Source organism: Pandoraea horticolens (genome assembly GCF_902459555.1).
GTDB classification, from domain to species: Bacteria; Pseudomonadota; Gammaproteobacteria; order Burkholderiales; family Burkholderiaceae; genus Pandoraea; species Pandoraea horticolens.
Genome location: NZ_CABPSM010000003.1, coordinates 106,897 through 119,665 on the forward strand (window position 1 = coordinate 106,897; position 12,769 = coordinate 119,665).

Genomic DNA, 12,769 nt, shown 5'->3' on the forward strand with positions numbered 1-12,769 from the left:
TCCTTGTCTGCAAAATGTTGCACAACGTCAGGGAGCGCAAGCGCGACGCCCGGCGCGGGCGAGATACGAGTTGGGCTGGCGGGGCGCACGGGACGGCAAGCGCAGTTGGAGAACTCAGGTCATCATCGTCTTCGCGTAACGGCGGTGGATGACCCAGTGCGAGGCGATGGCCAGTGCGAACGTCACGACCATCGACACGATGGAGAGCACCGCGCCGAACGGCCAGTTGTTGGCCTTCGCGATCTGGTCGTAGATCGTGGGCGTCATCATCGTGATGCCGGTGCCGCCGAGCAGCACGGGCGTGGCATAGGCATTCATGCAGAGAATGAACACGAGCATGGTGCCCGCCGCGATGCCCGGCGCCGCCATCGGCAGAATCACACGTGTGAGCGTCTGACGGAATGTCGCCCCCAGATTGCGCGCGGCTTCCTCGACGGAAAAGTCCATGCCTTCGAGCACGCTCTGCAACGTGAGGATCATGTAGGGCAGCACCACGGCCGTGGTGCCCACGACAACCGCGAGCGGTGTGTAGAGCAGGCGAATCGGTTGCGGCACGATGCCTAACGACACGAGCAACGAGTTGACGAACCCGGCATTGCCGAGCATGACCATCCACCCGGCTGCGCGCACGACATTACCCACAAGCAGCGGGAAGACCAGCAGCATCACGAGCAGGCTCTTGAAGCGGCTTTGCGTGCGGGCGAGCACGTACGCGACGGGAAAGCCGAACACGAGCGCGAGCGCGGTACATAGCGACGCGACCTTGATCGTCGTCCACAATACCGACAGGTAATACGGATCGGTGAAGAACTTGAGATAGTTCGCACCGGTCAGTGCCGCCTGCATCATGTCGACGGGATCGAACCGGTTGAAGCTGTAGCGCACCAGTTGCAAGCCGGGCAACACGATGACGAGCAACACGACAAGCGTGGCCGGCGCGGCGAGTGAGCCGCCTGTGAACGCACCGCGCACCGCGCGTGCGGTGGCGGCCTGGGCGGCTCGGGAAGACGGCGGACGCGAGGTCATCGCGGGCTCGGGAGTGTCGGCAACGTTCACAGCCCCACCTTGAATTCCTTGTTCCAGAAGTCGAGCAGCGCGGGCTTATCGGCGGTGAATTTCGCGTAGTCGAGCTTGACCATCCGGTCGAGTTCGGCATTCGTGAAGCCCACGCTCTGTTGCAGTGACGGCGGCAGATTCGCGTTCTTCACGGTAGGCGCGTAGCCCATCGTCTCTGCGAAACCGATCTGCGCGCGCGGGTCGAGCATCGCGTTCAGGTAGTTGAAGCCGCATGGTTTGGACTGCGAGTTCCTGGGCACCGCGGCTTCGAACGTCACCGGCACTGCACCTTCCTTGGGAACCACATAGTCGATGGGCACGCCGGCCTTCTTCCATTGAAGTGCGCGCGCCTTCCACATGCAGGTGAACCAGATGTCGCCGCTCTTGAGCGCGGAGGCCACCGCTTCGTTCGACGGATAGACCTTCGGCTGCTGCGACTTGCGCAACTCGCGCAAGAACTGCATGCCCCCGGCGGTATCGCCGTTTTTATGGCCTGCGGCGAGCGAACTGCTCACCACGTTGAAGTTGTAGAGAATGTCGGAGAAGCCGACCTTGCCCTTGAGCTTGGGGTCGAGCGCGGCCATGAACGAGTCGGGCTTCGTGCCGAGCTTTTCCGGGTTGTACACAATTACCATCGCGCTGAAGATATGCGGAATCGAGTACGGACGGCGCAGCGTTTCGAGCGTGTTGGCAAGGTTCGGCACGAGCTTCGGATCGATCGCTTCGAGAATGCCCGAGCGGTTGATGTCGTACATATCGAGATCGGCCAGACACGCCACGTCGAGCGAGCCACGACGCGAGGCTTTCTCGGCGCGCAGCTTGGTCATGCGGGCGACCTGATCGGCCGAGTCGTAAGTGACCTTGCCGCCTGCGGCTTCGATGATCGGCTTGCCGATGTTCTGCTCGAGCAGATTCAGGTAGTCGCCGCCCCAGGTGCCGACGACCACGTTCGGGCACGCATCGGCCGCCTGCGCCGAGAGCGCGTCGAGGCCTAGCGCGGGAGCGATCACCAGACCGGAAGCGGTCTTCAGAAACGTGCGGCGGTTCAGGGCGTGCGTCATGTCGTCATCCTTCAAAACGTTGGCCAGTTCATAGGCCGAAGCAAGGGGTGAGTGAGGCGGTGTCGTCAGGCGTTGAAAAACAGGCAGTCGGTACTTGCGAAACAGGCTTTGAGCGCGCGGCCGGGGGCATAGCGGCCGGCGTCGTCGCGTGCGGTGTTCTGCACGTGTGCCACGAGCATCTCGCCTTGGGGGCTCTTCAGACGCAGTTCGAGCGTGGCGCCCAGATAGATCGTCTGATCGACCGTGACCGGCAAGGCCGTTTCGTCCGGCGCGGGCGCGTCGGTCAGGCGTAGGCGTTCGGGGCGAATGCCGAGGGTGGTGGCGTCCGGCGAGGTGGCCGCCAACGCCAGGCGTTCCCCCTTCGCGGTCACAAAGTGGCCATCCGTCATCCGGCCCGCAAGGAAATTCATCTTGCCGAGGAAGTTCGCAACGAAGGGATTGGCGGGACGTTCGTAGAGCGTGTCGGCGGTGCCGATCTGCTGCACGCAGCCGTCGTGCATGACAGCCAGACGATCGGCAATCGCCAGAGCCTCTTCCTGATCGTGTGTGACGAAGATCGTCGTGAGTCCCAGCCGGCGTTGCAACGCGCGGATCTCTTCGCGGACTTCGGTGCGCAGCTTGGCGTCGAGATTGGAAAGCGGTTCGTCGAGCAGGAAGACATCGGGACGGATGGCGAGGGCTCGTGCGATCGCCACACGTTGCTGCTGCCCGCCGGAGAGCTGACGCGGGTAGCGATCCGCCAGCGGCGTGAGACGCACCATGTCGAGCGCTTCACGAATGCGCGTGGCGCGCTCTGCGCTCGACACGTGTCGCATCTCGAGCCCGAACGCCACGTTCTCGGCCACGGTCATGTGTGGGAAAAGCGCGTAACGCTGGAACACCATGCCGGTGTTGCGACGATTCGGCGGCAGGCGCGAGACCTCCTTGCCGCCGATCCAGATCTCGCCGGCCGTTGGCTCGACGAAACCTGCAACCATGCGCAGCGTCGTGGTTTTGCCGCAGCCGCTCGGGCCGAGGAATGCGACGAGTTCGCCTTCGGCAATCTCCAGCGAGAAGTCCGCCACGGCAGCGGCATCGCCGTATTGCTTGCGCAGCCCGCGAAGGGAAACGTTGGCCATGTCAGATCACCTGGCTGAGTTTGACGAAGCGATCGGTGATCAGCATGACGATGCCGAGCAACACGATCTGCGCAGCGGAGACCGCTGCAATCGTCGGGTCGAGGTTGAATTCGAGGTACTGCATGATCGCGATGGGCAGCGTGGTCTTGCCCGGCCCGACGAGTGGCAGTGTGAGTTCGAGGTTCTCGAACGACACGATGAAGCTGAACAGCACCGACGCCACGATGGCCGGACGCAACATCGGCAGTGTGACGCGCCAGAGCGTGCGCCACGGACCGGCACCGAGGTTGCGGGCGGCTTCTTCGATGGTGTCGTCGATCTGCGCGAGACTCGCGCCCACGAGGCGCATCGTCCACGGAATGGTCAGGCAGATGTGTGCGACCACAAGGCCGCCGAAGGTGCCGACGATGTCCACGTCGAGGGTGTTCTCCGCGCGCAGATAGAAGAGGTAAGTGGCAATGCCCGCGACGATGCCCGGCACCACGAGCGGCAACAGCAACACATTGCCCAGTGTGCGGCGGCCCGGAAAGCGATAGCGCGCGAGGGCGAGAGAGGCGGCCACACCGAGGATCACACCGCCAACGGACGCGCAGGCAGCGAGTTGCAGCGACAGCAGGAAACCGTTGGCGAACGCGGCGTTGCGCCACGCATTCAGATACCACGACACCGTATAGCCGCTCGGCGGGAACGTGATGATCGCGTCCTTGAAGAAGCTCAGCCAGACGACGAAGATTAGCGGGCTGAGCATGAACAGGTAGATCAGCGTGACCCCTGCGCGCACCGCCCATTTCGCGACCGGCAAGCGCCGCGGTCCGCCTGCCGGCAGCCTCAGCACATCACCCGTCACCCTACTCGGCTCCATCGACGTCTGCGTCATTGATGTTCATTCCGGTATCGTGGATTCGATGCAAATTTGCATTGATCGAAACGTTGATATGCAAATTAGCATATCAAAATCATCATGCAAACCGAAAAGCTGTCAGGGTTTCAACGGAGGCGTGCGCGGCGTTGGGCGCGCGCTCGTCGCATGTTCGACGCGGGTTTCGACCGGGGCGAGGCGGGCGTGAGGTGAGCGATGACGCGGCGGATGGACGCTTCGCCGCTGCGGCAGCGGAGCGTCGATGGCAGTGCTCAGGGCCGCCAGAGGCCGCGCACTGTGGCGAGGGCGCGTTGCGCGGCGTCGGAGGCAGTGCAGTCGACGATGTGGCGCTCGGGCATCGAGCGCAGCCATGTGAGCTGACGCTTGCACAACTGGCGCGTGGCGAAGATGCCCTTGTCGCGCATGGTGTCGTAGTCGATCTCGCCGTCGAGGTATTCCCACACCTGGCGATAGCCGACGCAGCGCATCGACGGCAGCCCCGGATCGAGATCGCCGCGCGCGCGCAGACGTTCGACTTCGTCGACAAAACCGGCCGCGAGCATCAGACGAAAGCGTTCGGCAATGCGCGCGTGGAGCACTGAGCGGTCGCCCGGCTCCAGTGCCACCGGCACGAACGTGTGGGCCGAAGGCGTGTCGGGTGTCTGCGCCTGTTCGGTCAGCCACTGCGACATGGGTTTGCCCGACAGTTCGAAAATCTCCAGCGCGCGCTGAATGCGTTGCGAGTCGTTCGGCGCGAGTCGCGCGGCCGTCACGGGGTCAACGCCCGCGAGCCGTTTATGCATCGCGGGCCAGCCTTCGCGGGCGGCGTCTTCGTCCAGTTTGGCGCGCACTTCGGCGTTGGCCGACGGCAACGGCGAGAGGCCTTGCGTGAGCGCCTTGTAGTACAGCATCGTGCCGCCGACGAGCAGCGGACGATGGCCGCGCGCGGTGATTTCGTCGACAAGTCGCAGTGTGTCTTCGCGGAATTGCGCGGCGGAATAGGCGTCGCGCGGATCGATGATATCGATCAGGTGATGCGGCACGGCGGCCAACTCGGTGGCGCTCGGTTTGGCCGTGCCGATATCCATCTCGCGATAGACGAGGGCGGAGTCGACGCTGATGATCTCGAGCGGTGTGTCTTGCGCCAGCGCGAGGGCGGCGGCCGTCTTGCCGGATGCCGTCGGGCCCAGCAGACAGACGATCGGGGGATTTGCCTTCATGAACCGCTCAACGTCCTCGCATGAATAACTTGTCGAGGTCGCCGAGCGTGAGCTGGTACCAGGTGGGACGGCCGTGGTTGCATTGATCGGCGCGCTCGGTGGCTTCCATCTGTCGCAGCAGGGCGTTCATTTCCTCGTGGGTGAGACGCCGGTTGGCACGCACGGCCGTGTGGCACGCGAGCGTGCCTAGCAGTTCGTGCTGGCGCTCCGTGAGCACACGCGAGCCGCCGTACTGACGCAGGTCGGCCAGCACGGCACGCGCGAGGGCTTGCGCATCGGCACCGTCGAGCAGCGCGGGAATGGCGCGCACGGCGAGTGTGGTCGGCGACACGGCGGCGAGGTCGAAGCCGAGCGCGGTGAGTGTCTCCTGATGCTCTTCGGCCGTGCCGATTTCCACCGGGTCGGCGAAGAACGTCACCGGAATGAGCAGCGGCTGCACAGGCACGCTGCGTTCCACCAGAGCCTGCTTGAAGCGTTCGTACAGAATGCGCTCGTGCGCCGCGTGCATATCGACCAGCACGAGACCGTGAGCGTTCTGCGAGAGGATGTAGATGCCGTGCAACTGACCGAGCGCGAAGCCGAGCGGATGCTCCAGCGACATGGCGTCGGGGGCGGCGCCGGCAGGCAATGCACTGGGCTCGCCGCCCAGCGCCGCGCCGTCTTGCGTTGCGCCGGCAGTGCCGTACGGGGGCGAGGGCGCATCGGTAACACCTGGCTGACCATACGGACGCGGCGCGGGCGGTGCGGCGCGCCCGAACAGATTGTCGTAGACAGACAGCGGTTGCGCCATCGGCAGCGAGCCTTGCTGCATGCGTGGATTCCAACTGCTGCCACCCGGCGTGCCGAAGCCCGCCGCCGGACGCGCGCCCATGAAGCCACTTCCGCTGCCGCCACCGGCGGCACCCGGCCCGGGGGCGAGACCACCGCCTTCGCTCAGATGCGCCGCGTGCGTTGCGCCACCGCTGCCCGCTGCGCGCGCGAGCGCACGTTGCACGACGTGGAACACGAACTGGTGGACGCTACGCGCATCGCGAAACCGCACTTCGATCTTCGACGGGTGAACGTTCACGTCGACCAACTGCGGTGGCAATTCGAAATACAGCACGTAAGCGGGATAGCGGTCGCCGTGGAGCACGTCCTCGTACGCGGCGCGCACCGCGTGAGTGAGCAGCTTGTCGCGAACGAAGCGGCCGTTCACGAAAAAGAACTGCTGGTCGGCGCGGCCCCGGCTGGCCGTCGGCAGACCGACGAAACCGGACAGGCGCAACTCGGCCGCACCTTCGTCGAGCGGGAGGTGTGCGTCGGCGAAATCGTTGCCGAGCACGCGCGAGACGCGCGTGGCGGCGTCCGAGGCGTTCCAGTGCTCTACCGCCCGGTTGTTGTGCAGGATCGAGAAGCCGACGTCCGGCCGCGCCAGGGCGCTGCGTCGAATGACGTCCATGCAATGGCCGAATTCGGTTTGCTCGGTCTTCAGGAATTTGCGCCGTGCAGGGGTATTGAAGTACAGGTCGCGCACGTCGACCGTTGTGCCCACGGGGCCCGCCGCGGGCGTCAGAGCGCCCGTATTGCCGTCGATGGCGGTCGCATGCGGGGCATCGGTCTGGCGGCTCGACAGGGTGAGTTGAGCGACCGATGCGATCGAGGCGAGCGCTTCCCCCCGAAAACCGAGCGTGAGCACCGATTCCAGTTCGTCGAGCGTGCGGATCTTACTGGTCGCGTGACGGGTGAGCGCGAGCGGCAATTGCTCGGCGGACATACCGCCGCCGTCATCGGTAATCGCGATGCGGCGCACACCGCCTTCCTCGAGCTTGATCTGGAGAGCCCGGGCACCCGCGTCGAGTGCGTTTTCGAGTAATTCCTTGACGACGGACGCCGGGCGCTCCACCACCTCGCCGGCGGCGATCTGGCTGATCAACTGATCGGGGAGGACACGGATGGCGCGAGCCGGTGCGAGGCCCGCCGGCATGGGGCCGGGGCGGCGCACGGGGGCGTCGGTGCTGGCGTCGCCGGGCGCGGCGCCCAGGTCTTGCGCCGCGGGGGCGGAGGTCGGGGTGGCAGACATGGGAACCATTATAAAGGTTGCCCTCAAAGATATGAGTCGATCGACATTTCCGCCTGCAATACCCATGAAAATGCGTCCCTCTCCCATCATGGGAATGGTTGAGGGCGCAAGGCAGGCGATCGGCGCGCCCTTGGCAGGTCGAGGCCGGCTGTCACGGGGACTTAACGACGCCCGACGCTTGCGCTGGTATGATGCGATTCGTCGTGCGCCCGCGGGGACGGGCCGGCGTCCTTTATCTTGAGGAATCGTCTTGGATACTTTGGTGCAATTGCTGGAGATGGTGCTCCACATCGATAAACATCTGGAGATGTTCATCGATCAGTACGGAAACTGGGTGTATCTGTTCCTGTTCATGATTGTGTTCGTGGAAACAGGATTGGTGCTCTTTCCGTTCCTCCCGGGCGATTCCCTGCTGTTCATCGGTGGCGCATTCGCCGCCACCGGCGCGATGGATCCGTGGCTGCTCGGCGTGCTGCTCTTCATCGCCGCCGTGAGTGGTAACACGCTGAACTACTGGATCGGCTCGAAGATCGGGACGCGCGTGTACGAGAAGAACTGGCGTTTTCTCGATCGCGACGCCCTGCGCAAGACGCATGAATTCTACGAGCACCATGGCGGCAAAACCATCGTGATGGCACGTTTCGTGCCGGTCGTGCGCACGTTCGCTCCGTTCGTGGCGGGCGTGTCGGCCATGTCGTGGACGCGCTTCCAACTCTATAACCTGGTCGGCGCATTGATCTGGGTGGTGATGCTCGTAGGGGCCGGCTATCTGTTCGGCAACCTGCCGTTCGTCAAGGAGTACCTGAACATCATCGTGCTGGTCGGGATCTCGGCGGCCGTGGTGCCGATTGCCCTCGGCGCCCTCTGGAAGTTCTTCACGCGCGGCCGTCGCCGCGTGGCGCCGGGCCAGAGCGAGTAAGCTCGACCCCGCCGGGTCAATAAAAAATGGCGCGTCCCGTGACCGGGGCGCGCCATTTTCATTTGGGGCGTGGTTTGTGGCCGGCGATCAGGCCGTACGATTTTTCGCGATGGGCGGATTCTTGGCGAAGTAAGCCCTGATGCCCTTGAGGAGTGCGTTGGCGAGCCGTTCCTGATACGCTGGGTCGTTCAGATATTGCTCTTCCTTGGGGTTGCTGATGAAGGCTGTTTCGACCAGCACCGACGGGATATCCGGTGCCTTGAGCACCGCGAAGGAAGCCTGTTCGACGTTCTTACTGTGCAGCCGGTCCGCAACCGTGCCAATCTCGGCGAGCAGCGCCGAACCGAACACCTTGCTGTCGCGGATCTGCGCGGTCGTCGACATATCGAGCAGCGCGTGCGCCACGGCGCGGTCGTTGGTCTTGATGTTGACGCCGCCGATCAGGTCCGACGCGTTCTGCGTCTTTTCCAGCAGACGTGCCGTCGCACTCGTTGCGCCGCGCTCGGACAGCGCGAACACCGACGCACCGTTCGCCGATGGCGACGTGAACGCGTCGGCGTGAATCGACATGAACAGATCGGCGTCCACCCGGCGGGCCTTCTGCACGCGCACGCCGAGCGGCACGAAGAAGTCGGCGTCGCGGGTCATCATTGCGCGCATGTTGGGCTGTGCATCGATCTTCTCGCGCAGCCGCTTGGCGATCTGCAACACCACCACTTTTTCGTACGTGCCGCTGCTGCCAATGGCGCCCGGGTCTTCCCCGCCGTGGCCGGGGTCGAGGGCGATGGTAAGCAGGCGCGCGGTTTTCGGGCCACGCGACGGCAGTGGCGTGGACAGACCGTCGTCATCGTCGCCTTTGCGCTGGGCGAGCGTCGGCATCTTGTCCGGTGCCGGCGCGGGGGCCGTCCGCGAGGGACGCGGCCCTTGTTCACGCTGCGCATAACGCTGGAAGAACGCTTCGCTTTCTTCCGTACTCGGGGTGCCTGCCCCCGATGAAGGCGATATGGATGAGGCGGGCGGCGTATTTTGCGCCAAGGCTTCGGCCTTGTGGCCGGACTTGGCGAGCAATTCCATGAGCGGATCGGGTTCGACGGCCGGATACAGATCGAACACCGTGCGGTACTTGTAGCCCGCGACCGGTGGCAACGTGAAGGACTGCGGTTTCACGCCGGCCTTCAGGTCGAAGACCATGCGCACGACGCCGGGTTTGAACTGCCCCACACGCACCTGCATGATTTGCGGGTCGTTCGGCTGAATCTTCGAGACGAGGTCGCGCAGCGCAGGACTCAGATCCACTTCGTCAAGATCGATGACGAAGCGGTTCGGACTCTCCATCAATTGTTGCTGGAACTTGACCGGGTTGTCGGTCTCGAGCGTGACGCGTGTGTAGTCCCTGGCCGGCCAGACACGTACCGCCACGATGGCATTGGCGAACGCGAGGCGGGGGCCGGTGAGGGCGAGAATCAGTGTCGATGCGCCGGCGCGCAGTGCGCGGCGGCGGCCGGCATTGGGCGATGAAGCGTCGTCGGTACGGGCGAAGCGTTTGATCAGCATGAGTTCAGACAAGCAAGACCGGCTGGCGTATAGGCGCTTGTGGTCAGACGGCGGCTATTGCCAACAGGTTCCAGCCAAAGGCTCAAATCGGGGGTGCCCAGGAGACCTTCGGCTTTCTCCGGCCACTCGACGAGGCACAGGGCGTCGCCTGCAAAGTGCTCGCGAAAGCCTGTGTCATGCCATTCGGCCGGATCGGCGAAGCGGTATAGATCGAAATGATAGACCGGCAGCACGCCTTGTGGGGTGTCGATGTTGTATGGTTCACACAGCGCGTACGTGGGGCTTTTGACGCGCCCCGTGTGGCCCAGCGCGCGCAGCAGCGCACGCACGAGTGTGGTTTTGCCCGCGCCGAGATCGCCCGAGAGCTGCACGTGCAGGCCCGCGTGTGCGGTGTCGGTGTGTGCCATGCGTGCCAGAACGGCGCGCGCAAGCGCCGCAGCGAAGGCCTCGGTGGCAGCTTCGTCCGGCAGCGCGAAGATGCGCTCGCCCAGCGGTGACGGCGTCGATGGATCGGGCATTGCGTAAAATGGAGTCAATGAAAGCTTCCGTGATTTTCCCCGCTACCGCCGCACAAGTCGAGCTATCGGCACGTCCGAATTCCTCGGAAGTGTCTCCCTCGCGCGACAATGCGACGCCTCAGGCGCTCGATGCCGAGCGCCTGAACGCCCTTGCCAGCCAGATTCGCGCGTGGGCGGACGAACTCGGTTTCGGCAGAATCGGCATCACGGACACCGACCTCTCGCACGCCGAAGCGGGCCTGCAACAGTGGCTCGACGACGGCTGTCACGGCGATATGGACTACATGGCCGCGCATGGCATGAAGCGCGCCCGGCCAGCCGAACTGGTTCCCGGTACTGTGCGCGTCATCAGCGCGCGCATGAACTATCTCCCAAGCGACACCGATACGGCGAGTTGGCGTCAGCGCGAAGCGGCGCGTGCCGCAATGCCCGCCGAGGCGGTCGTCTCGGTCTACGCTCGCGGACGCGACTATCACAAAGTCATGCGCAACCGGCTGCAACAACTGGCCGATCGCATTGCACAGGCCATCGGGCCGTTCGGCTACCGCGCGTTCACCGATTCGGCGCCGGTGCTCGAAGTCGAACTCGCGCAGAAGGCGGGGCTGGGCTGGCGCGGCAAGCACACGCTGCTGCTTTCGCGCGACGCCGGTTCGCTCTTTTTCCTTGGCGAAATCTTTGTCGACATCCCCTTGCCGGTGGATGTCGATGACGCGACGGCGCCGAACGAGGGCCAGGCGCGCGGCATGCAACGCGGCGAACACTGCGGGCAGTGTCAGCGATGCCGGGATGTCTGTCCGACGGGCGCGATTACCGAAGCATTCCGTGTCGATGCGCGCCTGTGCATCTCGTATCTGACCATTGAGCACAAGGGCGCGATTCCCGAGGATCTGCGTGCGAAGATGGGCAATCGCATCTACGGGTGCGACGATTGCCAACTCTACTGCCCGTGGAACAAGTTTGCCCAGCCGTCGCCGCTGACCGATTTCGCCCCGCGCAACCGGCTTGACCGCGCCTCGCTCGTCGAACTCTTTGCGTGGAGCGAAACGGATTTCATGGATAAGCTGGCGGGCAGCCCGATTCGTCGTATCGGCCATGAACGGTGGCTGCGCAATCTGGCCATCGGGCTCGGCAACGCGTTGCGCGAGACGGCGGACACCGGCGAGCGCATCCCCCTGCGCGACGCCTTGCTGGCGCGACGCGATTATCCCTCCGCGCTCGTGCGCGAACATGTCGAATGGGCGCTGGCCCAGGAAGGAGTCACGGTTTGAGCACGCGGGCACGCCAATCGACCGGTACCGTCGCAACGAGCGATGAGATCGACAACGTGAGCGATCGCGCGAGCGATGCTGGTCTCGACACGTTCGACGACGCCGACGAGCCATTCGAACAGGCGGCGCTCGACGCCGCTCATAGCCGCACCGAGGACACCGACGACACCGCCAACCCGTCGTCACGGCTCGAATTCGATCCCGACAGCGCTGCATTCGTGCGCAGCATCGCTTTCATCGACCAGTTCTGCGACACGATCTGGCTCGAAGACGGGCTCTCGCGCAATACGCTCGATGCGTACCGGCGTGATCTGCGTCTCTTCGCGGAGTGGCTGGCGGCCAAGCGCGAGACCGCACTCGATGGCGTGGACGAGGCGGCGCTCTCCGCCTATCTGGCATGGCGCCGCGATAGTCTGGCGAGCAGCGTGAACCGCCGTCTGTCGGTCTTCAAGCGCTTCTATCAGTGGGCCTTGCGCGAACACATCGTGCAGCAGGACCCATGCTTGCGCATCGCGTCGGCCAAGCGTGCGCAGCGATTGCCCTCGACGTTATCCGAAGCGCAGGTCGAAGCCCTGCTGGCTGCGCCCGATCTGACGCAGCCGCTCGGGCTGCGCGATCGCGCCATGCTCGAGTTGATGTACGCGAGCGGTTTGCGTGTGTCGGAGCTGGTCTCGCTCAAGACCATCGAAGTGGGATTGAACGAAGGGGTGCTGCGCATTTTCGGCAAGGGGGCGAAGGAGCGGCTGGTGCCGTTCGGCGAAGAGGCCAATGGCTGGCTCACGCGCTATCTGGCCGAGAGCCGTGGCGTGCTGCTGGGCGGCCGCGCCTGCGACACGCTGTTCGTCACGCAACGCGGTGAGGGCATGACACGGCAGGCGTTCTGGTATCTGATCAAACGCTATGCGTCGCAGGCCGATATTCGTGCACCGCTCTCACCGCACACGCTTCGCCACGCGTTCGCGACCCATCTGATCAATCACGGCGCCGATCTGCGCGTGGTGCAGTTGCTGCTCGGGCACTCCGATATTTCCACCACGCAGATTTATACGCACGTTGCGCGCGAGCGCCTCAAATTGCTGCATGCGCAGCATCATCCGCGAGGGTGATCGTCCTGCGCGGGGGGATGCCGCGCCA

The 12,769-nt window shown here is 64.5% G+C and carries 11 protein-coding genes; 3 read left to right on the forward strand and 8 right to left on the reverse strand.

From position 1 onward, the window contains the following. Nucleotides 1-114 precede the first annotated feature (114 nt). The 6 genes from PHO31112_RS07150 to mutL all read right to left on the reverse strand — a co-directional run bounded on the left by PHO31112_RS07150 (nt 115) and on the right by mutL (nt 7,385). Complete coding sequence (locus PHO31112_RS07150; protein ID WP_246177828.1) at nt 115-1,026, reverse strand: ABC transporter permease; 912 nt, start codon at nt 1,024-1,026, stop codon at nt 115-117. Nucleotides 1,027-1,052: 26 nt separating this feature from the next. Beyond that, a complete protein-coding gene (locus PHO31112_RS07155) occupies nt 1,053-2,117 on the reverse strand; it encodes an extracellular solute-binding protein (protein WP_150619873.1) in 1,065 nt (354 codons plus the stop codon). A 65-nt stretch (nt 2,118-2,182) separates the two neighbouring features. After that, nucleotides 2,183-3,235 carry an ABC transporter ATP-binding protein gene (locus PHO31112_RS07160; RefSeq protein ID WP_150619874.1) on the reverse strand — a complete coding sequence of 351 codons (1,053 nt, stop codon included), beginning with the start codon at nt 3,233-3,235 and terminating at the stop codon, nt 2,183-2,185. Between the two features lies 1 nt (nt 3,236). Next, the gene (locus PHO31112_RS07165; RefSeq protein WP_246177831.1) at nt 3,237-4,112 is read right to left on the reverse strand and encodes an ABC transporter permease; all 876 of its coding nucleotides are present in this window, start codon (nt 4,110-4,112) and stop codon (nt 3,237-3,239) included. Between the two features lie 254 nt (nt 4,113-4,366). Next, entirely contained in the window at nt 4,367-5,314 is a 948-nt protein-coding gene (gene miaA / locus PHO31112_RS07170) for a tRNA (adenosine(37)-N6)-dimethylallyltransferase MiaA (RefSeq protein ID WP_150619875.1), read from the reverse strand. 7 nt (nt 5,315-5,321) lie between these two features. Then, nucleotides 5,322-7,385, reverse strand: a complete 2,064-nt coding sequence (gene mutL / locus PHO31112_RS07175; protein ID WP_425495163.1) for a DNA mismatch repair endonuclease MutL — start codon at nt 7,383-7,385, stop codon at nt 5,322-5,324. 241 nt (nt 7,386-7,626) lie between these two features. On the opposite strand from mutL, the gene PHO31112_RS07180 reads away from it, so the two are divergent. Continuing rightward, nucleotides 7,627-8,295 (forward strand): VTT domain-containing protein, encoded by a 669-nt coding sequence (locus PHO31112_RS07180; protein WP_150619876.1) that lies wholly within the window; start codon nt 7,627-7,629, stop codon nt 8,293-8,295. 87 nt (nt 8,296-8,382) lie between these two features. Here PHO31112_RS07180 and PHO31112_RS07185 read toward each other — a convergent pair whose 3' ends face one another. Together PHO31112_RS07185 and tsaE are read right to left on the reverse strand one after the other, a co-directional pair. Continuing rightward, entirely contained in the window at nt 8,383-9,861 is a 1,479-nt protein-coding gene (locus PHO31112_RS07185) for an N-acetylmuramoyl-L-alanine amidase (protein ID WP_150619877.1), read from the reverse strand. After that, nucleotides 9,843-10,367 carry a tRNA (adenosine(37)-N6)-threonylcarbamoyltransferase complex ATPase subunit type 1 TsaE gene (gene tsaE / locus PHO31112_RS07190; protein ID WP_150619878.1) on the reverse strand — a complete coding sequence of 175 codons (525 nt, stop codon included), beginning with the start codon at nt 10,365-10,367 and terminating at the stop codon, nt 9,843-9,845. The genes PHO31112_RS07185 and tsaE overlap by 19 nt, the downstream gene beginning before the upstream one ends. A gap of 8 nt (nt 10,368-10,375) precedes the next feature. Here tsaE and queG point away from each other — a divergent pair, with 8 nt between their 5' ends. Then, nucleotides 10,376-11,635, forward strand: a complete 1,260-nt coding sequence (gene queG / locus PHO31112_RS07195; protein WP_150619879.1) for a tRNA epoxyqueuosine(34) reductase QueG — start codon at nt 10,376-10,378, stop codon at nt 11,633-11,635. Between the two features lie 218 nt (nt 11,636-11,853). Next, nucleotides 11,854-12,741 (forward strand): site-specific tyrosine recombinase XerD, encoded by an 888-nt coding sequence (xerD, locus tag PHO31112_RS07200; RefSeq protein ID WP_150620100.1) that lies wholly within the window; start codon nt 11,854-11,856, stop codon nt 12,739-12,741. Nucleotides 12,742-12,769: the final 28 nt, after the last annotated feature.

Excerpts from the sequence above, each read along its gene's own strand:
- queG (WP_150619879.1), top strand. The coding sequence starts at position 10,376 with ATGGAGTCAATGAAAGCTTCCGTGATTTTCCCCGCTACCGCCGCACAA.
- miaA (WP_150619875.1), bottom strand. The coding sequence starts at position 5,314 with ATGAAGGCAAATCCCCCGATCGTCTGTCTGCTGGGCCCGACGGCATCC.
- PHO31112_RS07155 (WP_150619873.1), bottom strand. The coding sequence starts at position 2,117 with ATGACGCACGCCCTGAACCGCCGCACGTTTCTGAAGACCGCTTCCGGT.
- PHO31112_RS07160 (WP_150619874.1), bottom strand. The coding sequence starts at position 3,235 with ATGGCCAACGTTTCCCTTCGCGGGCTGCGCAAGCAATACGGCGATGCC.
- PHO31112_RS07165 (WP_246177831.1), bottom strand. The coding sequence starts at position 4,112 with ATGACGCAGACGTCGATGGAGCCGAGTAGGGTGACGGGTGATGTGCTG.
- mutL (WP_425495163.1), bottom strand. The coding sequence starts at position 7,385 with ATGGTTCCCATGTCTGCCACCCCGACCTCCGCCCCCGCGGCGCAAGAC.
- tsaE (WP_150619878.1), bottom strand. The coding sequence starts at position 10,367 with ATGCCCGATCCATCGACGCCGTCACCGCTGGGCGAGCGCATCTTCGCG.
- PHO31112_RS07150 (WP_246177828.1), bottom strand. The coding sequence starts at position 1,026 with ATGACCTCGCGTCCGCCGTCTTCCCGAGCCGCCCAGGCCGCCACCGCA.